This window comes from Verrucomicrobiales bacterium, from assembly GCA_016793885.1.
GTDB lineage: Bacteria > Verrucomicrobiota > Verrucomicrobiia > Limisphaerales > UBA11320 > UBA11320.
Genome location: JAEUHE010000042.1, coordinates 236,091 through 256,876 on the forward strand (window position 1 = coordinate 236,091; position 20,786 = coordinate 256,876).

At 59.2% G+C, this 20,786-nt stretch carries 14 protein-coding genes; 1 reads left to right on the forward strand and 13 read right to left on the reverse strand.

The genetic code is table 11. From position 1 onward, the window contains the following. Positions 1 to 74 precede the first annotated feature (74 nt). The 13 genes from JNN07_05930 to rlmN form a co-directional block, all read right to left on the reverse strand. The gene (locus tag JNN07_05930) at positions 75 to 2,051 is read right to left on the reverse strand and encodes a hypothetical protein (GenBank protein ID MBL9167260.1); all 1,977 of its coding nucleotides are present in this window, start codon (positions 2,049 to 2,051) and stop codon (positions 75 to 77) included. Positions 2,052 to 2,166: 115 nt separating this feature from the next. After that, entirely contained in the window at positions 2,167 to 2,769 is a 603-nt protein-coding gene (locus tag JNN07_05935; protein MBL9167261.1) for a hypothetical protein, read from the reverse strand. 101 nt (positions 2,770 to 2,870) lie between these two features. Continuing rightward, a complete protein-coding gene (locus JNN07_05940) occupies positions 2,871 to 4,250 on the reverse strand; it encodes a hypothetical protein (GenBank protein MBL9167262.1) in 1,380 nt (459 codons plus the stop codon). A 27-nt stretch (positions 4,251 to 4,277) separates the two neighbouring features. After that, positions 4,278 to 6,071 carry a hypothetical protein gene (locus tag JNN07_05945; protein ID MBL9167263.1) on the reverse strand — a complete coding sequence of 598 codons (1,794 nt, stop codon included), beginning with the start codon at positions 6,069 to 6,071 and terminating at the stop codon, positions 4,278 to 4,280. Positions 6,072 to 6,281: 210 nt separating this feature from the next. After that, complete coding sequence (locus JNN07_05950; GenBank protein ID MBL9167264.1) at positions 6,282 to 7,670, reverse strand: response regulator; 1,389 nt, start codon at positions 7,668 to 7,670, stop codon at positions 6,282 to 6,284. Beyond that, on the reverse strand, positions 7,654 to 9,525 hold the full coding sequence (locus JNN07_05955; GenBank protein ID MBL9167265.1) for a PAS domain S-box protein: 1,872 nt from the start codon (positions 9,523 to 9,525) through the stop codon (positions 7,654 to 7,656). The genes JNN07_05950 and JNN07_05955 overlap by 17 nt, the downstream gene beginning before the upstream one ends. Before the next feature lie 92 nt (positions 9,526 to 9,617). Beyond that, the gene (locus tag JNN07_05960) at positions 9,618 to 10,331 is read right to left on the reverse strand and encodes a hypothetical protein (GenBank protein MBL9167266.1); all 714 of its coding nucleotides are present in this window, start codon (positions 10,329 to 10,331) and stop codon (positions 9,618 to 9,620) included. Positions 10,332 to 10,520: 189 nt separating this feature from the next. Further along, positions 10,521 to 11,069 carry a response regulator gene (locus JNN07_05965; GenBank protein ID MBL9167267.1) on the reverse strand — a complete coding sequence of 183 codons (549 nt, stop codon included), beginning with the start codon at positions 11,067 to 11,069 and terminating at the stop codon, positions 10,521 to 10,523. Then, positions 11,066 to 12,301: a PAS domain S-box protein gene (locus JNN07_05970; GenBank protein MBL9167268.1), complete on the reverse strand. Its 1,236-nt coding sequence runs from the start codon at positions 12,299 to 12,301 to the stop codon at positions 11,066 to 11,068. The genes JNN07_05965 and JNN07_05970 overlap by 4 nt, the downstream gene beginning before the upstream one ends. Then, positions 12,298 to 13,011, reverse strand: coding sequence for a response regulator (locus JNN07_05975; protein ID MBL9167269.1), 714 nt, complete (start codon positions 13,009 to 13,011; stop codon positions 12,298 to 12,300). Before JNN07_05975 ends, JNN07_05970 begins: the two co-directional genes overlap by 4 nt. 395 nt (positions 13,012 to 13,406) lie before the next feature. Beyond that, a complete protein-coding gene (locus tag JNN07_05980; GenBank protein ID MBL9167270.1) occupies positions 13,407 to 14,231 on the reverse strand; it encodes a hypothetical protein in 825 nt (274 codons plus the stop codon). Positions 14,232 to 15,020: 789 nt separating this feature from the next. Further along, on the reverse strand, positions 15,021 to 15,683 hold the full coding sequence (locus tag JNN07_05985) for a ferritin-like domain-containing protein (protein MBL9167271.1): 663 nt from the start codon (positions 15,681 to 15,683) through the stop codon (positions 15,021 to 15,023). 319 nt (positions 15,684 to 16,002) lie between these two features. Continuing rightward, positions 16,003 to 17,109: a 23S rRNA (adenine(2503)-C(2))-methyltransferase RlmN gene (gene rlmN / locus JNN07_05990; GenBank protein ID MBL9167272.1), complete on the reverse strand. Its 1,107-nt coding sequence runs from the start codon at positions 17,107 to 17,109 to the stop codon at positions 16,003 to 16,005. Between the two features lie 211 nt (positions 17,110 to 17,320). Here rlmN and JNN07_05995 point away from each other — a divergent pair, with 211 nt between their 5' ends. After that, positions 17,321 to 20,755 carry an autotransporter-associated beta strand repeat-containing protein gene (locus tag JNN07_05995; GenBank protein MBL9167273.1) on the forward strand — a complete coding sequence of 1,145 codons (3,435 nt, stop codon included), beginning with the start codon at positions 17,321 to 17,323 and terminating at the stop codon, positions 20,753 to 20,755. Positions 20,756 to 20,786: the final 31 nt, after the last annotated feature.

A 20,786-nucleotide genomic window follows, 5' to 3' on the forward strand; every position in this document is an offset into this window, starting at 1 on the left:
TCCAGAAAGCCCTGGAACCAAGGATTAGCCGTGGTGAGCACCTTGTAAAACGATATTCTAAGTCCGACGGCCTGCTAGAAAGAGAGCTTGTTCGGAGAGACTGGAGCGGCCGATCTTCGACGCTCCTTGTGAATCGGGTGGGAAGGTTGGCCGCCTTCCGGGCTTGAACCTGTCGCTCCCGGCGTTTCGTCGGCGGGCTGGCTGGCAGAACTGCCCACCAGCTTGTCGAGTTCAGTCATCGCTTGCTTGAGAACCTCCGCTTGCTTGCTCAGACCGCTCGCCGAGGCGGTGGTTTGCTCCGCTCCTTGGGAATTCTGGATCGCGATTTTCTCGATCTGCTGGATGCCCTCCTTGATCTGGTTGATGCCGACATCCTGGTCGGAGGAAGCCTTGGCGATCTGGGCTACCAGATCATCCACTTCTTTCACTTTTTTCACGATCACCTGCAGCCGTTCGGTCATTTCCCGGGTGATCTGGACCCCCTGTCGGCTGCACGTGCAGGAGTGGGCGATTTTTTCACTCGTTTCCGCAGCGGCGGCAGCGGAGCGCTGAGCCAGGTTGCGAACCTCATTGGCCACCACCGCGAAGCCCAGTCCGGCATCACCCGCGCGCGCGGCTTCCACGGCCGCATTCAGCGCCAGGATGTTCGTTTGAAAAGCGATCTCGTCGATGGTCTTTAGGATCTTTCCGACGTCGCTGCTCGAGGTCTGGATGTCGCTCATGGCCGCCTGCATTCGGTCCATGTCCCGACTGCCCAAGTCCACGACCTCGCAGGCCGATGCGGTCACGGCCTTGGCGGTGGCGGCGTTCAGGGAGTTCTGGCGGGAGAGATCCGCGATGGTGGCCGTCGCGCTGGCGGTTTCCTCGACAGCGCTGGCCTGGAGGTGAGCGCCATCACTCAGTCTGCTACTGGAACCCTGCATCGCAGAGGAAGCCTGGTTGACGCGCTGGGTGCCGGCCTTGACGCGCGCGGTCACCAGGCAGATCTGGCGAGTCGTGGCCCGAGCGATCAAAAAGGCAATCAGCGTGCCTGCTATCACGGTGATGATGGAAACGATCAAGCTGATCTGGACCGTTCTCTTGGACTTCTCTGCCAGCAGAATCTGTCCGGCGTCAAATTGGCGTTCGGTGGCCGTCCTCAGTCTTGCCACATTTTGAGTGATCTCCTGGGCGAGGTGCGCGAAGAATTCGTAATCTGCCTTCGCTGCCAGCGCTTGGCTGGCCTTATCGAAAGTTTTTGTGAACTGAGCCTCCATCTCGTCGAGCAAGGGCTTGGTCGCCTCGCTGTCCTTGGACTTGCGCAGTGCTTCGAGCCCTTCGGTGAATTTGGCTCGTCCGACGAAGTTCAGGTCTCGAATGGAGGTGGTATGCAGCACGGCCAGCACGCCCCGGGTCATCACGTTGAATGATTTGGGATCCAGAGGGTAGGCATCCAGAACTTTGCGGAACGTCTTGGCGAGCGCCTCCTTGGAACTCTCCAGTTCGCCGCGATTAACGAGCCGGCTTTCCGCGAGTTGGGCGGACTTCACACCCGCTTGCCGAAAGCGAACGGCATTGGTGCTCAGGAGGCTGATCAGCTGTCCCATGGTGCGGATCTCCGTCGATTTGACGTCCTCCGTCGCGGCCACTGAGGCGGATGCGATGCCCCCGGAATTGGGGCGCGTGTCGACCGAACCGCCCTCGGGAGGTGGGGCGGCGCTAGAGCTAGAACCACTGGTGGACGGCGCGAGAGCCTCCGAGTGAAACCGCTTGAAACGCTCTGAATTCAGTTGGCTGAGAGAGGAGTCGAGTTTGCTCAGTTGAGTATCCAGCTCCCGTTGGGCGGCTTGCACATCGCTCACGCGCAAGGCCAGGAACGACTCCGCCACCAGGTGCCCGATCTCGTCTACCTGAGATTTGATCTCCAGTGCCTCCCGATAAAGCGGGATTCGCTCGCTGCTTTCCAACTCAATGATTGCCACAATGGCACGAAGCTCGAGGTAGACCAGGCCGACAACGACCGCGAAACCGGCTACGAGCACGCCCACGGCGGTGAGGATTCGTTTGAGCATAAACTAACTGTAGAAACTAAGTTCTGGACAGGATGGGGCCCGGGATGAGGCTCCTTTCGCGCCGGGCGTCCCCGTGGAGTGCTCGCTCATGAGCCTCAGCGGAGGGGATATCTCCTTACTTCTTCTCGGCCAACTGCTTTTTGAGCCGATCCATTTGCTCCAACCCTTCCTCCATCTCCTCTTTCACCGCTTTGAGGTCATCCTCTCCTTTGCTCACCGCATAATTTTGGGCGGCTTTCAGCACCAGCAGGGGATGTACAATTGAGTGGATTGGATCGGTAAAGTGTTCGTTGCTCTCTTCCTTGAGATCCACGCCGGGGTCGTTCCCTGGTTTGGAAAAGTAACCCAGATCATGCCATTCGGTCTCCAGAGATTTGAAATCTAGCTTCTCCATGGCGGGGATGCTGGCTACCACGGTCTTGAGTAGCTTGGCTCCTGCGGGAAAGGCTTTGCCATACTCTTCCGCGGCCCATGATGCATCGGCTAGACACTCTCGGACATGTTTCTCCACAACCGTCGCATCGATTTTTTTCGTGATCGCCATTTCGAGGATGGCTTTCGCGTTCTTACTATAGTTCTGGGTGTGTTTTTCGAGAGCCGCCGAGTCGGTCGCCGCCCCCGCCCTCACCAAAGAAAGTCCGAGTAGGACTCCACTTATCAATTTGTTGAATCTCATACTTCTTGATGTGGAGGTGTTTTTTATTTCGTCAGCTTGCATTCCTCCCTCCTCTGTCTTTCATCGGTCAGCTAGCGGATCCCTTAAACGAGAATTGCCTGGGGTTATGGCAGTTCCCGTTCAGTTGGCTGGACTGGCTGTGTCTAGATCACCAGGCTGATTCCATACGCGATCAGCATGCCGACGATTCCGACAATGGTTTCAGTGATCGTCCAGGTGCGCAGTGTCTGACCTACGGTCAGGCCTAAGCTTTCTTTGACGATCCAGAATCCGCCGTCGTTCAGGTGTGAAAGGAAGAGTGACCCGCAGCCGATGGCAATGACAATCAGCTCGCGGTTCACCTCCATGTTGCCCTCCAGGGCAGGGGCCAGCAGGCCGGCCGCTGTCGTGATCGCCACGGTGGCCGAGCCGGTGGCCACTCGGATGAAGGCCGCCATCAGCCACCCATAGATAAGCAGCGGCAAGTGAATCGATCCCGCGAAAGAGGCCAGGGAACCTGCCACTCCGCTCTCTTTCAGCACGCGGGCGAAGCCTCCGCCACCCCCCACGACCAGCAGCGTCATACCGATGGTTCCGATGCTTTGTTCGGTGAACCGGAGGACTTCACTCCTAGAATAGCCGCAGGCGGTTCCCAGGGACCAACTAGCGAAAAGCACCGAGATCATCAGCGCGATCGTGGGGTTGCCGAGGAAGGCCATGGCAGCACGCCAGGGGTTTTCCTTGCTCAAGGTCAGTTCTGTCACCGTGGTCAGGAGCATCAGAAGAATGGGCAACAGGATCGAGATGAGAGTGATGGTGAAGCCCGGCAGGACCAGGTCGCTTCGCAGGTTATCCTGCTTGGAGGGAGACGGTGGGGCTGTCACCGGGATATGTGCGACCACCAGCCGCGCGAAAAGCGGCCCAGCCAGCAAAATGGTGGGAATGCCCACGACCATGCCCCACACCAGCACCATGCCCATGTTGGCCTTGAGCAGGTCAACCGCGACAACCGGTCCGGGGTGAGGCGGCATAAGCCCGTGCATGACCGAGAGGCAGGCGAGCATGGGGATCGCCAGAAGCAGAAACGGTTGTTTGGTCTCCCTGGTAAGCGTCAACAGGATTGGCAGCAGCAGGAGCAGACCGACCGCAAACCAGGTTGCCAGTCCGACCGCCAGCGCCAGGATCATCATGCACCACATGGCGTGGCGGGAGCCGAACCAGCTGTTGATGCGTTGAGCGAGCACTTCCGCACCGCCCGATTCAGCCAGCAGCTTGCCTAGCATGGTGCCCAGGCCGATCACCGCCGCGATCCCGCCCAACGTGGCCCCCACGCCAGCCGCGAACACGCTGACGATTTCCCCCATGCTCAGAGGGTGTGGCTTGCCGGTAGCTGGGATGCCGAACGTTAGAGCGCCAATGCCCACAAGCAGGGAGGCCAGGGCCAGGGCGATAAATGGGTTGAGCTTGAGGCGCGTCACCAGCACCACCAGCCCGGCCACCGCGACCAAGGCCAGCAGGATCAGTTTCCAATCGTCGGGTGTCATATCCAGGACTGCAGCCTTCAGCGCTCCTTAAAGCAGTGGGACCAACTTGGAGAAAACCAGGCAGACTCCAAGCCCCGCGATGCTATTGACTGTGACCGCGACCGACCAGGTCTTAAGCGTTTCCTTCTCGGTGAATCCGCTCAGCTTTCCCACCACCCAGAATCCGCTGTCGTTCATCCACGACCCAATCATGGCTCCGAAACCGATCGCCATAAACAAGTAGACTGGATGGTAGGGCAGGGAGGCTGCCGTGCTCATGATCGGGTAAATCATGGCCGACGTGGTCAACATGGCCACTGTTGCTGAGCCTTGAGCCATGCGAATGACGCCCGAGACCAGCCAGGAGAGCAGCAGCAGGTTCACATCCTTGCCCTCTACCAGTGCTTTCACCGCGTCGCCGACTCCGGCGTTCTTAAGCATCAGCCCAAAGGCGCCTCCTGCGCTCGTGATCAAGATGATCACGCCGGCGGTGGCGAACGGAGGCTCGATGAGCTGGCCGATCTTTTCAAGTGTCAGGTCTTTCTTCTGCCGGACCAGGACGAGAATCGCCAAGGTGGCTCCTAACAGCAAAGCGATGTTCCGGTTTCCCCAGAAAATTCCCCATTGATAGATGCTAGGGTTCATGCCGGTGGTGGCTTTGAGTTCTTGGGAAAAGGCATCCTCCAACAGCGCGCGGTTTAGCCGGACCAGGTTGTCTGCTTGAGGCGCGGAGGCCTTCAGCGCTTGAGTAGTGGGTCGGAGAGTCACGCCCTGCCAGGCGGCGTCCGCGCCGGCGAATTTACCTCGGATGATCGTATTCAGCTCGCCCGCAAGGTTGGCCACGAGTGCTGAGGAAGGGGCGGCGGCGACATCCAACGCGGCGATGGAGTCCTTGGTTTTGGTGCTGAGCTGCCCGTTCAGCCATTGAGCCGCCGGGTCCGCCGAGGCCTTGATCCTCCTCACGAACGCACCTGGGTCTTGAAAATCGGCCGCCAGGAATCCTTTGCCTTGGATGGCAATGAAGGTGGACGACAAAGAAATCAGCACGATGGGCAGAATGACGGGAAGGATCGAGGCCCAGAACCCAGGTAGCTCGGATTCCGGCCGTTCGGCGTTCGCCCGCAGTTCGCTGAGGGACAGGCCGGGCACTTCCCGCAGCGGTATGGTCATGCGTCTGTTGATCCATTTCATGACCGTCCATGAGCACGCCACCGGGATGATGCCAGCCACCAGTCCAACCATGATGGTCAGTCCCACATCCAGCTTCAGGCTCTCCGCCATGGCCAGCGGTCCAGGGTGCGGCGCGATCAAGGAATGCGTGACCACTCCACCGCAGCAAATGGCCATGATGTAGAGCATGTAGTCCTTGCCGGTTCGCAGGTGCATGGCCACGGCAAGCGGCAGCAGCAACATGAAAAACGTGTCGAAGAAAATGGGGATGGAGAGAATGTAGCCGCTCACTAGAATGGCTGCTCCCGCCCGTTTGGTCCCGAAGAGCGCCAGGAAGCGCCGCACGACCTTGTCGGCCGCGCCGCTCTCCATCAGGCACATGCCGATCACCGAGGCCAGAGCGATGACGACGCCAATCTTGCCCGCGGTCACCCCGAACTCGGAGGTCGTCAACTCCACTGCCTGCACCCAATGGCTTTTCTCCGTTTCGCCCGGCAGGGTCTTGGCCAGCAACCCGGCGCATATCGCCGCGAGAATCAGAGCCATGAAGGCGTGAACCCTCAGGACGGTGATCAGCGTCACGATCAGCCCAACGCTGATCGCGAGGACGGCAAATGGCCAATAGTCGGGAGCCCCAAGGGCTTGAGCCAGGAGTGGATTGATTGCGGTCATGATCGGTTGAACCGGCGTAGTTCGACAGAAAAAACCTCCAGGGTCAAGCGATGGGCGGTGGAAACGGGTTGTGGAAGTGCCGGATTTTCTTGGACCTTGCGTCATCCAAGCCGCCACGGAGGCATTATTTCCTGGATGAGGAAAAGCAGCGCGTGAAACGAATGGTTCCGAACTCGCCTGGGCGAAGGAACAGAGGTTATGACCTTAGAGTCATGCCCCTGATTCACGTCCGTTGTTCGGAGGTGCGCCCTCTCCGGAAACACAAGTCTCGCCGGCCTGAGCCTTCGCCAAACGCACGACGAACCAGAATAACGATCCTTCCCCAGGTCGACTCCGCACTCCGATGTCCCCGCCCATGAGCTTCACCAGCCGGCTGCTAATGGCCAATCCCAGGCCGGCTCCTCCAAATCGGCGAGTCGTCGAGAGATCCGCCAAGGCGAAGGGTTGAAACAGGCTGCGCTGCGCGTCCTCGGAGATGCCGATTCCGGTGTCGGTCACGCTGAATCGGAGAGTGGCGTTTTTCACCGATTGCTCGAGAAGCGTCACCTGGACTTCCACCTGGCCCTTGGTGGTGAACTTGAAGGCGTTGTTCACCAGGCGACTCAACACCCGACCCAAGCGCCGAGCGTCTCCCCAGAGCGGGGTTGGAATCGCGGGGTCGACGGATTCGACCAGTTTCAGATTCTTGCTCAGCAGCGCGGGGCTGAGTTCGCTGGTGATGCGGGAAACCAGCGAGCTCACATCCAGCTCGGTCTGGTCGACGCAAACCCCGTTTGTCTCCAGTTGGGAGAACTCGAGAACGTCGTTCAGCATCGCCAGCAGCACCTCTCCGCTAGCGAGCGCGGTCGACGCATAATCATGCTGCTCTGCACTGAGGTTCGTATCGAGGAGCAGCTTGGTCATGCCCAGCACTCCGTTCATCGGAGTTCGGATCTCGTGACTCATCACGCTTAAGAATTGACTCTTCGCGCGGCTAGCTGCCTCGGCGGCGCGAGCCAGTGCGTTAGCGCGGGCAGTTTCAGCCGTGAGGAACCTGTTCGCCGCGCATAGATCGGCGGTTCGCCGGTCAACCAATTGCGCGAGCTGATGGAGGTTTCCGCTGACCGCTCGCCCCAGTCGCCATTTCTCAGACAAGGCGATCGCCATTTGCAGCGCTTCGGTGTCGTCAAAGGGCTTCTTCAGGATCAGCAAATGATCCGACACCCCCAGCTTGACCAGCAGGTCTTCGAAGGAGTAGTCGGAGTAGGCCGTGCAGATCACCACCTGAAGTTCTGGGTCCGCTCGACGGAGGTGCTGAATGGTCTCCACCCCGTTCCAACCCGGTGGCATTCTCACGTCGACGAACGCGACGGCGTAAGGCCTGCCCGCCGCCCGAGCCTCCTGAACTCGTTGCAGACCCTCTTGGCCCTGAAATGCGGTGTCGACCTCAAACGACTCGCCACGGGGCTCCTCTCTCGCCGTGCCCAGAAATGCCGATTCCGAGCGCTCGAGTGCCGTTGGCTCTGCCATGAAGCCGGCAAAAATCTTCCTGAAATCCTCGTGGATGATCGGGTGATCGTCGATAACGAGGATCCGGCGATGGTCAAGGGGCTTGATCATGGGTCGAATTTGCAGGCTTTCGGGGAGTCGCATTCATTGGCAGTTCCAGGGTAAATTTCGCTCCCTGGCCGGGACCGTCGCTATGGACTGTCAGCCTGGCCCCCATTTCCTTGGCGGCATTCGCCCCAGCATGCAGCCCGAAACCGTGCCCCCCTTGACGAGTAGTGAAGCCGTGGCTGAAAATGCGATTGAGGTTTGCCTGGGGTATGCCGATGCCGTTGTCCAGAACCGAGATTTGAACCCATCCGTTAAGCTGCCGGCATCGCACCGTGATCCTGGGCGCGACTCCCTCCGCCGCGATGCAGGCATGCATGGCATTGCGGATAAAATTCACCAGAATCTGTAGCACCCTATGCTTGTCGCCCGAAATCGGAGGGATCTCCTCTTGCAGCTCGCGGACGACTTCGATGGCGTGTTGCGTGAGTTCATGGCTGCTCATCTCGAGTGCGTCCGCGATGAGATCGGCCACCTGGATGGTTTCAGGTACGCAGGCAATCCGCGCGTACGATTGCTGGCGGGCAACAATCTCCTTAATATGGTCGATGTTCTTGGCCAAGCTTCCGACCTCCTCAGCCATCGCGTCCCGCTCCTCGTTCAGCTGATCGGCGAGTTCCTTGAGGTATGACGTGAGCTTTTCGCCATGTGCGTCCCAGGCGAGGAACGTCGGCAGCTCCGCGGATTTCTCACGAAGCAACTTGGCAACTTTGTGAAGGCCGGGTGTCCGGCTCCTGCGGAGTCGCCCGCTGAGCAGTCGGCACGAAACGTTCACGCTGTTCAGAACGTTCCCCACGTTGTGTAACACGCCGGTTGCGACCTCCGCCATCCCTGCCTGTCGCGAGGACGCCACGAGTTGGCGCGTGAGCCGAATCCTTTCCGTAATTTCGATACGGATTGCCAGGTAACCCTTGATCTTCCCGTCTTCGTCGAACATGGGACCGATGGCCGTATCCACCCAATAGGTGTGACCATCCTTGGCCCGATTCCGAATCTCCCCCCGCCAGACGTTCCCCTGGGTGATGGTCTGCCACAGTTGCTGGAAAAACGAGTCCGGATGCTCGCCCGACTTGAGGATCCTATGGTTTTGGCCGATCAGTTCCTCTCGCCTATAGCCCGAGAGCCGACAGAAGTTTTCGTTGGCATGCGTGATCCTGCCCGCGCGATCCGTGATGGCGATGAGGTAGGCGCGATCCAAAACGGCATTGATGGCCGCCAGGGAACTCAGCGAAGCCTTCAGCCGTTCTTCGGCCAATCCCCGCTCGTCGATCTCCTCCTGCAGGCGTCGGGTCCGATCCTCGACGCGCTCACCAATCATCTGGTTCATCTGCTCAAGTCGGGCCTGGCGGTCGGCGATTAGACGGGATTCGCGCAGGCCATGTCGGATCGAAAGCCATAGAAAGCTATCCTCGAAGATCACCCATCCCGTGTGCTCAAGCCAACGCCAGGGGCTGGCTTGGGCTACGCCGAAGATGGACTGTGGCCAGAACGCCCCCCGGACTACGTGATCCAGGATGATGAGACTGGTGGCCGTGCCCAGCACCTTCCAATCCCGGTAGAAGGCTAGGAAAGCCAGCGATCCGAAAATGTGGAAATGGGTCTCGATGCGGCCGCCGGCTAGGTGGACCAGCAGCGCTGAGCTCAGCACTTGACCGACGGCGACGGTTTGCCGGGTGATCTCCGCGCCGGGGTGCGACCAAGCCAACCACACGGGTAGGCTGGCCACCGCTGCCCCCAGGAAAACTGCCGCCCAGACATGTCCGTGCACCTCGCTCTCCATTCCTTCCCACGCCTGGGGAGAGATCCAAAGAGCGGTCACAATCCCCGCGATCCACTGAACAATCATCAGATTCGCGAACATGCGGTCCGTGCGGACGTGGATTTCCTGTTGCCGCTCCCTAAAGATTTCCTCGCCTCGGCAAGCCAGCGGGTCGGATGTGGGGCAGGGGGCGTTCAAAGGCGCCATTCATCCCCCTCTCCGCCGCCATTCGGTTGCCCGCGAAACAAAGGGCAGCCGAAGACTGGCGAGTGACTTAGCTGGCGGGTGCCATGCAGCAAAAGCTGCCTGACTGCCTCCCGTCCCTCGCTATCACCCGAGTGGTTCCGCGCTGGAGTGATGCCTCCGTGGAACACCAGCTGCCCATGCTTGCTGTAGACGATGACGTCCCCGGAGGTGAACGACTGGAAGAGTCTTGCTTCCTGAGCTCCGACGTCCGCATGGAGCGTTGCCCCTGGAATCGTCGCCGCCTGGCTCCACCGATCCGTTGAACCCCATCGCTCACGGCTGGCCGCCGGATACAGCATCACCACGTGAGCCTTGACGCGTCCTTCGCAGCGCGCCAATAAGTGGGCGAGTTCTGCTAGGCTCGATGCAGAGCAGGCACATTGCGGGTGGACCATCATCACAAGCGTGGGCAGCATGGGGGACCGCTCCAGGATGCTTTGCTCCGGCCATCGCTGCGGAGGTTTGCCCGTCTTGCCGGGACTTAGGCTGCGCTGATGGATCAGGGCAAACCCAATGAGCAAGAACGCCAGCCAGAGCCCTATGGCCGCGGAGCGAGGGCGCAATCCGACCAGCGAGGAAGGGCGCGAAGGGACCGGGGATGCCAATGATCCCCGGTCGGACTTCGTCACCCCGCCGTTGCCGCGTGTCAGTATCCCATTCATCAGCTCTTCATCATGACTTCCCTCAAAAAGCAGAAGGCACAACCGTCCCTGGGTTAACCAGGAACGGTTGTGCCTTCAACTTGCGGGACCTGATCCCGCCCGGGAAAGCTCGCTCAGACCCGTCTGAGGTCTCAGCCTGCTAAAGACCTATCGGTTTGCCGAGGACGAGGGTTAAGTCCTCGCGTCGCATTAGCGCCAAAAAGGTGTTTCGAGCAGCAGTTCCAGCTTTTCACGGAGCTGGCCCAGCGCTTTTGATTTAAAAGCTCGTTTGGTGTCGCGTAGAACCTCGATGGCTTCCCGAACGGCATGGATCGCGCGCCTGGCCTCGATCTTCACTTGGCGCTCTTGCAACGCCCGCTGCGCTATCGGGGGGAGCAACTTGAGGTTGTTCTTCGCGACATAGTCGGTGGCGCCCTCACGGAGGAGACATGCGAGCGTTTCCTCGCCGATCGCCCCCGAAACCAAGACAAACGGAACATCCGGATAAGCGTCACGAGCGATGGCTAGGGCCTCCGACCCGCTAAACCCGGGTAACTTAAAATCTGAAAGGATCAGGTCGGGATTGATGCTAGCCAAGGCTCGGACATACGCGGGCTGGTCGGTACAGTGGTGGAAACAGCATTTCCGCTCCAAGGACTTCAGTTGGCGTTGGATGAGTTCCGCATCCCACATCACATCCTCTAGAACGATCACCTGCAACTCGCGGTCCGGAGCGAGGGGCTGTGGACTGGGGTTCATATCGCGGGAGGCGAGGGTGGAGGTGAAGTTAAAGGGGAGCCCGTCTGCGGCAGGCTGAACGTGAAAACGGCTCCCCCATTGGGCTTTCCTTCAGCCGAGATGGTCCCATGGTGTCGTTGGACGATACGCTGGACCAGAGCCAGTCCGATGCCATTTCCCTCAAATTCAGCATCGCTGTGCAGACGTTGGAATACACCGAACAGCTGACTTGCTTGCTCCATATCAAACCCAGCTCCATTGTCCTGGATTCGATAGCTGATCTCCTCAGGCCCAACCCGCCCGGTGACGTGAATCGTGGGGTTCGGTCGCTTGCTGCTATACTTAATCGCATTCGAGATGAGATTGGTCCAAACCTGGCGCATCATCGAGACATCGGCAGAAACTGCCGGCAGATCTTCGATGTGGATTCGCAGATCCGGTGACCTTGCTTGCTGCTCCAGTTGCTCGCAGACACTTCTGCACTGGGCCGACATGTCAACCTCAGTCAGCCGGAGGGCTTGGCGGTCCAGCCGAGACAGAGCCAGTAGGTCGTCTATCAGCTCACCCATCCGATAGGCCTCGCTCTGGATGACGCGGAGCACTCGGTGTCCCTCGGCATCGAGTCGATGCCCATAGTCTTCGGCGAGCACATGGGCGAACCCATGGACGGCTCGGACCGGAGCCCGCAAATCATGGGAGACGGAGTAGGAGAAAGCCTCCAATTCTCGATTCGCCGCCTGAAGCTGGGCAGTTCGTTCGCGAACTCTCATCTCCAATTGGGCGTTCAAGAGATTGATTTCCCTCTGAGCCGCGATGCGTTCGCCAATGTCGCGAGCGATCTTGGAGGCCCCGATGATCGTGCCATCCGCTCGTCGGATGGGTGAGATGGTCAGGGAAATATCCACGCGAGTTCCATCCTTGCGGATCCGCACGGTGTCGAAATGATTCACCAACTCTCCGCGCAGAATTCGTTCCAAAATCCAGTCCTCCTCTTCCATCTGATTAGGAGGGAGCAGTCGCTTGATGGATTGCCCGATCATTTCTGCAGCGGAGTATCCGAAGAGGCGTTCGGCACCACGATTCCAGCTCGTCACGATCCCTTCGATCGACTTGCTCACGATGGCATCGTTGGAGGAGTTCACAATGGCGGCGAGCCGAGCCTCGACGAACCGTTCGGGCTGATCTTGAACGGTCGTAGAGTTCACGCCGCCGTCGCCCTTGGCGGGCATCTCTCCTGGATTGGATTGGTTCATGGGGTCGGTGTCGAACCTTGGCTCTGCCGAAGCAGCGCCCACTGACACGCGAGCTGAGGGGTAATGCTGCAGAAGCGCTGAAAGTTGACTGGTTTGACGATATAGGCATCCGCACCCAAGGACTGGCTGGTGTGGAAGTCTGCATCGCTTTCGGACACCGTCAGCACCACCACCGAAATCATCCTCGTTCGCTCATTTGCTTTGATGCTCCGCAGGACTTCAATGCCGCCGAGCTTCGGCAGATTGAGATCCAGGAGCACAACCAAGGGAAGCGGTTCGTCCTTGCGACTGGCATGCCGGCCGGAGCCGAACAGAAACTCCAACGCCTCGTCACCATCGTGGATCACGTGAACCTGGTTGTTGAGGCCTGATTTCTTGAAGGCTCTCAGCGTCAGATCCACATCCTTGAGATTGTCCTCCACGAGCAGAATATCCACCAAGCGCGCTGATCCATTCGGACGACGAGGATCGTTTAGCAACATGGGGAGCTCGTGGACACTGGTGAAGAGCGCGGGTAGAGAGATATCCAGTGCGATGGCGAGTCGCTCCATGCTCTCTAACGAGAGGTTCCGTGCGCCGCGCTCCACATCGGTGATGTAGGTTCGGTGCAGCTTCGCCCGCTCCGCCAATCTCTCTTGTGAGATCCCTCGACGGAGCCGCCAAGTTTTAACGTTTGCCCCAAACCTTTGTTTGATGTTTGGTTCAACCATAGAGACTACTTCATTCGTCATCACTTCGAGAGTAACCGAGGGATCAACAGACTATACGTGACACCATCACGTCAGAATCGTTTTCCTGTCGGGTTCAGAATTGTTCCGATGAAACAGCCATCCGGCCTGGATCCGTTGGAGGCTTCAAATCACGCCTCCCGATCAAGTGGTTCATCGAGGGGTTGCTCTAGCGCGTGCAGGAAGTGCCGCCGAGACAATTGTGGTGGAATGGACGTAGAACGGGATGACTCAGACCTGATCGCCTGTTTCAGCCTCTGTCTGAGGGAGAACTAAAGGTTTAACCGGGTTTCAGATGCGCGCCGTTTGGGTTCAGACTGGTTGGACTCCGGTTGATACCCACAGCCTTGCGCGGTTTGCGTGACCGTTGGAGGCGCTTACTTCCGACGAATCTCGATACCAGTGCCTCGCCAGATCTCGCGGAAGGCTGCGGGGCGATACTCGCGCAAGCCCTGGTTGGGATCTCCGACGACGACGGCAGAAGGAGTGACGCGGAGCACGGTCACGTAGTGGTCGACCAGAAATCCATATTTGATGACCGCCAGCGTGAACACCCCTGGCTCGCGGCCGAGTTCGTTGAGTTCCGGATAGGGGCGGTGTCGCGAGACGATGCCGTCGGCGCCGTAGCGCGCTGCGATGGCGTCTGACAGGAGATCGGATGGAGTTCCAAGTGAATTGCTGGTGTGGGCGAGAATGGCCAGCTCTCCCTCTTGGGCCGGAATCCCCAATTTGCGCAGTGCGGTGACGGCGGCTGCTGGGCCACAGCTGTAATCGGTTCCTTGGATGCAAATGCCGTTGTCATCGATCTGTGTGACATAGCTCTGCCAGAAGCTGCGATTGAAAGCTGGCGCCAGGAAGGGCCAGATGCACACCACCGAAACGAAAAAGGCAACAAAGCCCATCAGCACGGTCCGTTCGCGAGCGGTGCGCAGGCGAGAGCAGGGAGTGGCGAGCACCCAGGCGGCGCAGATACCGCCGAGGAGAAACTCCCTTCTCCCCGCCAGCAGCCACGAGAACGGCGGGACGAACTCCAGACTGAGGACATTCCGTCCCAGCCCCAGGAGGCCGATGAGGAGCAGGGGAACAATGTAACCCACCAGCCACCACCGTCCCGGAAGCGTCGAGCATCGCCATCCCATCCCCAGCCCGGCCAGGCAGAATAGGGTGGCCCCGAGCGCTTCGATCCAAGGTTCTAAGTCCATTGTTTCTTCATCTTCTCCTGAGGAGGTTATCGGCGGATTTTGGAGATTGCTTCGGCGGCCTGTTCCACAATTTGTGGGTTCGGGTCAGTCGCATCTACTCGCGTTTTATGGCACGTGGTTTGGCCAGGAGCACCAGCGCCATCACCGTCGCCGCCATGACTTCGCGAACGCTTCGAGCAGTGAACATGAATCGGTTCGTGGGTGATCTCCGTGCCCCTATTAGTTGCCGTTCCCGACTCGCGGGGCTCCCCCGACTATAGAGAGCGCCATTTTAAGTGGGTGACTTACTCACGTGTCGCTCCGGATTTCCGACTCCGTCGGTCCTGAAAAGCGGTAGAGGGCTCTAAGCATTACCCACAAGTTCGGAATGCTTCGGTCCCTATCCCAACGGGATTGCGCTTCAAAGCCCAGGGTTGGGAGGAACGAGTTACCCTGGGAAAAACCCATAGAATTCACAACCCCATCGTGGGTTGCGGTTTGTTTGGGGGTGTTGGCCGATCCGGTCGCAACCCGCGATGGGGTTGTGAGAGAACGACGACTAACCCAGGGTAGGCGCTCCCGCTTCGCGCCAACCCTGGGCTTTGAGGCGGAATCCCTGTGGGATTCTAACATCTGGTCGAAGAACTTGTGGGTAATACTCAGAGAGGGCTCCGCACTCCATATGTCCCACATTCCTCGCGAAGCGTTTGGAGTGCTGTAGCCCTCTACAGCTTTCTTGCCCCCCCGGAGGGGGATCCTGACGGTCATCACCCACCTTACATCACGCTCAGCCATCGACGTGACCCGAGACTAGGTTTGGACACAACCCGGATTAATGGCGAAATGGGGTAGTGGTTTCTGCCCCACTTCCCGATGCAGGCGACGCAGGAAGCGGCCGAGCTGGACCTGGACTTCCAGGAAATACTCGCGCCGACTGGATCCCAATCCGCGCAGGCAGGGGCCGTGGTTGATCCAGAGCATCATCGCCGCCGCGTGGCCCAATACCCAGAACTGTGTCATCCACAGGAGGCTGGGTAGGACGCTGCGGGCTTCGTAGTGGGTCCTAAGACGGTCTCGGTGAAAAGCTACATGTCCCGCTTCATCGCGGAGTATCAGTCCGCACATGTCCCGAATGGGCTCGTCGGGAACGTGACGTCGCAGCACCTTGTAGTAGGCTGTGCTGACCAGTTCCGTAAGCAGGAGCACCTGCAGCTCGAATCGAACTCCCAACAGACGTCGGCAGGCGCAGAACGCTGAAAAGCTCCAATGCGACTGCCGGGCGGATCCACCCAGTCGCCGAGCTGCGCATGACAGCAAGCGCGCGTGCTCACGTTCCTCTTGAAACCAGAGGTCCACCACCCTGCGCATTTCATCGGAAGTACCTCGGAATCGTTCGGCGTCGTGAGCGATGAGGCAGGCTGGCCCTCCCCCATCCCCCAAGGCGAACTGCTCAAGTGACGGTAACGTTGTCATTCGTGTTCGGCGATCCATCGAGAGAGGGGCAGTCCAGCTCGGTTCTGGCCGTCGGTGTTGATTGTGTTCGAAGTGGCGGATCCAGCGATTGAGGTTCATGGAATGGAAAAGAATCAGCGTCTTAAACTAAGCCGCTCGGTTTTTCGGATGTAGAGCTCCGAAGCCAGTTCCTCTGAGGATTCGGTCAAGGTCTCAGCTCTTGTGCTTTGATCGCCCCACGTAAGATTGGACACCACCCACAGAATATTGTTCTAAGATTTTCGCGGGCTTGTTCGCTTCTCTTCAGTTCCGACATCGCGCCCTTTGCGTCCATCGCGGTTTAAACCTCGGCGTCCTTTCCGTTCGCGGAACGGCGGGCCTGCAGTTGGCCGCAGGCTGCGTCGATGTCCGGACCGCGGGAGCGACGGAAGTGAGCCACCACTTTCCGCGCTCGTAGCACACTAGTGAATGCTTCGGAAGTCTCGTCGGAGGAGGCTTGGTATTCGATCCCACGCAGGCTCAATCCGGTTGGATTGTAGCGCAGCAGATTCACATGCATGCGTCGCGAGCCCACGATATCGGCGAGCATCTGCGCATGGTCGACAGAATCGTTCACGCCGGCGAGTAAGCAATACTGAAGTGTCACCGGACGACCCCGCCGGGCCTGAAAACGGTCGGCCGCAGCCAGGATGTCTGCGATTGGGAAGCGTTTTCCTACGGGCAACAGGCGAGCGCGGGTGAGGTCGTCAGGAGCATGCAGGGAGATGGCGAGGTTGAGGTTGAGTCCGGTGGAGGTGAGCGCGTCGATACCTGACACGATTCCGACGGTGGAGATCGTAATCTGACGCCATCCCATTGCTCCGAGAGAATTGTCCGCCAAACGCCGCACTGCCTCGAGCACGGATTCCAGGTTCAGCATGGGTTCGCCCATGCCCATGAAGACCAGCGTCTGCAGGTTGCGGCCCATCGATCGGGCCTCGCGACGCAGCGCCAGAAACTGTTCAACGATCTCCCCGGAAGTGAGGTTGCGTTCGAATCCGGATTTGGTGGTGGCGCAGAAGTCGCAGCCCATTGAGCAGCCTACCTGGGACGAGATGCAGCCAGCCGCGCGATCGGCCCGATAGTCCGGCATGAGGACCGACTCAACCGTGCGTCCGTCGTCGAGTCGGAGCAGAAGTTTGGTCGTGCCATCCGACGCCGTCTGGCGGGCGGCGAGCGTCGCGGCCTGGCTAGCGAACTCCGCACGCACCCGCTCCAAGAGCCCCTTGGGCAGGGAGCACGAAGCGGAGTGGGTCACCTCGTTGCCCCCATAGAAAGCCCGCATCACCCGGGCCGCATGCCTAGGTTTGTAGCCCCAGTGCCTCAAGCGCTGCTCGAGATCGGCCAGCTCTAGGTCGACCATCTTGGTGGCTCCCTCGGAGGACGGAGGAAGGTGCGATGAACTCATCGCTTAGACTAGAGCCGGACCAACCGGGCATTGCAAGAGTGCGGTCGCGAGGACCGCCCTATCCTTGGTGACGGTTCCCTTTCAAGCCTCACGTGAGGATCATCACACTCGGGCTCTCCCTCCTTTGTTCATGACTCTTTCGCCACCCATTGGTAATACTTTTCTCCCGAAGTCTCAGAAGTAACGTAACATGATCACTCCAGGAACTCGTATGCCAACCCAGGTTTTCTCCGCTGGTTCCATCCTAAGAATCTGGCTTCTCGTAGTTGGATTCGGGCTTCCTCTCACCACCTTTGCCGCCAGTAAGACTTGGACGGGCTTGGGCGCCACCGGCAATTGGACCAGTCCGGCCAATTGGCAGAACAACGACGCGCCCGATCCGGGCGATATTCTGAATTTCCCCCAGAATGCCTCGCGGAAGACCAGCAACACCAATAACTTCCCTTCCGGAACTGCCTTCTCGACCGTGAACATTTTCGGGGCTGACTATCGGCTTCGGGGCAATGGGATCGTGATCAGTAACTACGTGGGCATCGGAATTCCCGGCGGCACCAATGTCATCGATCTGGACCTTACCGCCGCCGGTCCAGGAGCGGGCCTGACCCTCCGTAGCTTTAGCACTGATCACCGGCTCACGATCAGCGGAGATATTGAGCTGAATTCTCGTAACCTTACCCTGGAGGGTGAAGGCGATTACATTCTCACCGGCTCGATCCGCGGGTCAGGCGGAATTCGGAAGCTCAACACGGGCGAATTGATTCTGTCGGGCCCAGTGGGTAACACTTACTCTGGACCGACTCTCGTGGGCGCGGGCACCCTCCGGTTGAGCAAAGCGCTGCTGCTCGGATTTCCCAACCCCCTGGTGTCTCCGAGAACGGCGATTCCAGGACGCCTGGTTATTGGGTCGGGATCAAGCGGTCCGATCACTGAGTTCGTCATTCACACGTACAGCAACCAGATTGCGGACAGCTCCGTGGTGGAGGTTCTCGGGTCCGGGGAACTGGATCTGGAGGGAAACAACGACCAGATCGGATCGCTGAGCATGCGGGGAGGAAGCATCGTCACCCGTCAGGCGCGAGATCTCGGCCAGTTGACCCTCGGTGGAGATGTCGACGTGGCCTTGGGTAGCCAGCCATCGGTGATTGAGGGGCAGCTTAACCTGGGACCGAATGGCCAACGGCTCTTTGATATTGCTCAGGGGGCCACCTTGCGAGTGGATGCGCGGATCGTGGGCCAGCCGGGCGTATCCCTCGTCAAGTCCAACCGAGGAAATCTGTTCCTGACCGCCTCCAATCTCTTCAGTGGCGATGTCGAGCTTCTGGGTGGGTTCCTGACCCTTGGCCATGGGGCGGCCCTCGGAGATGTTACCGGAGTGACTCGCATTCGAAGCGGAATTCTTGCTATCGACAGCACCTCCCAAGGACTGGGAATCCGAGAGCCGCTCGAGGCCCTCGGACCCTCGGGCGTGTTGCGGACGGACTCCGGTTCGTACAGCTGGCTCGGCTCGGTTCTTTTGGAAGACGACCTCTCGATTGAAGTGCCGACCATTGGCTCCTTGACCATCCTCGGTTTGATATCCGGGCCGGCCGGTTGGGTCAAAACAGGCGATGGAACGCTCACCTTCAAGACTGGCTCGACCAACACCTATAGCGGCACCAGCTGGGTTCAGAGGGGCAATTTCGTCATGGATGGTGTGTTAAATCAGGTGGTAGTCCCGGGACCTCTGGTGGTGGGAAACCACACGGACCCTACCAACACCACTCGCGCCTGGAGCATCAAACAGCATCAAATTGCCGATAATGCTCCGGTGACTGTCAATCGGAGTGGAGTGCTTGAGTTGGTTGTGGGGGATGAGCGCATCGGTTCGCTGACGTTCAACGGAGGGGCGGTAAATTCATTGAACAATACCCTGGTGTTGGGCGGGGACATCCTGGTGAACGCGACCAATGAAATGGCCCGGCTCTACGGACATTTGTCGCTTGGCGGCGTCAGTCGCCAGATCAACACCGTGGGGACTGCCAATACTCCGGACCTGCTCATTGAGGCGGAGATCCTTGATGGTGGAGCTGCTGCAGGGTTAAGCAAGGTGGGGGAAGGTTCACTTCAGCTCGCCAATGCCAATCTCTTTTCGGGTTTGGTGACCGTAACCGACGGTGAACTTCGAGTCTCGCATCCTGAGGCCCTGGGCGGTGCTTCGGCTGGGACGGTCCTTTCGGGTCCCGATGGTCCCAGGCTCGTGCTCCAGTCCGTGGCCAGCCTGACGATCGTCGCTGAGCCCCTCACCCTAGATAGCACGTCCCCTGGCTTGCCCGCAGTGCTGCGAAACTTTACCGGAAGTAATCAATGGAATGGTCCCATCACACTTCTCGCCCCGGAGTCTGTCATCGAAGTGCCAAGCATTCCACGGCCGCTGGCCTTGGGAGGCACCATCGGTGGAGTAGGTGGATTGACGAAAGCAGGTCCTGGTGTGTTGACCTTGAATGGAAATGCCGCCAACACCTTTAGCGGTCTGACCAAGGTCCACGAGGGTGAACTCATTCTGAACAAGCCGCTGGGTGAAGCCATTCCGGGCGATCTCCAGATTGGGGACGGTCTGGGTGGTGCCAACTCGGATCGCGTGATCGTGCGTGGCTCCGGGGGGGCGATCGGAAACTCCTCGCGGATTGCTTTGAGCAACTCCGGCTTCTTGATCCTCGATTCGGTTTCCGAAGCGGTGGGTTCCATCGAAGGACTGGGGAATATTTCAATCCTCGGCAACACCAGCGGGTTGGTGGTTGGGGGTAACCAGCTGTCCACCGTCTATTCGGGTCTGATGACCGGAGACGGCAGCTTGGAGAAGGTGGGGGCGGGAGTGCTTCAGTTCACCGGCGGTAGTTTGCTGACGGGAAAGACAGCGATTTCGGAAGGAGCTCTCATCGTCGACAGTGAAATGACCTCCAGTTCCGGCGTGCTAGTGAACCAGCCTCTGAATCCGGCGAACAACCCGCCGGGCATTCTGGGAGGATCCGGCAATCTGCCCAAGGTAGTAGGATTTCCGGGAGGGACCCTGTCTCCTGGGGCTGGGCCTGGTCAAACCGCCGTGCTTCGAGTGAAGGGAGATCTGGAGCTGTCGTCCAGCGATGTTCGCATCGAGATCAATGGCTTGGCTCCCGGAGTTGGTTACGATGTGATTCGTGTTAACGGTGGAGTGATCTTGGGAAACAGCTCCCTACATTTGACCTCCGCATTTACAGCCACAACCAACGACAGCTTTCTGGTCTTGCAGAAGACGAGCCCGGGCCCGATTCAGGGAATTTTCCTGAATGCGACGGAAGGGTCGATCATCGGGACCGCCCCGGACACATTTCGTATTACCTATCAGGGTGGTGATGGCAATGATGTGGTTCTGCAGCGAGTGGGCGTCGCGGGATCCACCATCAGCGGCATCTCCGCTTTGGCGGGCGGAACGATGGAAATCCTCGGGCAAGGGCAGCCCTTCGCGACCTATATTCTGGAAGCGGCACCCCATCTGGACATCCCGATCCCCTGGACACCGGTTGCCACTAACAGCGCGAACCAAAACGGGCTCTACCAGTTCATCGACGCTTACCTGGAGCAGGGGGCGCAGCTCTTTCCCAAGCGATTCTACCGCGTGATCTCTCCCTAGCAGGCCGCCGGACTTGGAATATCGTTCTGCA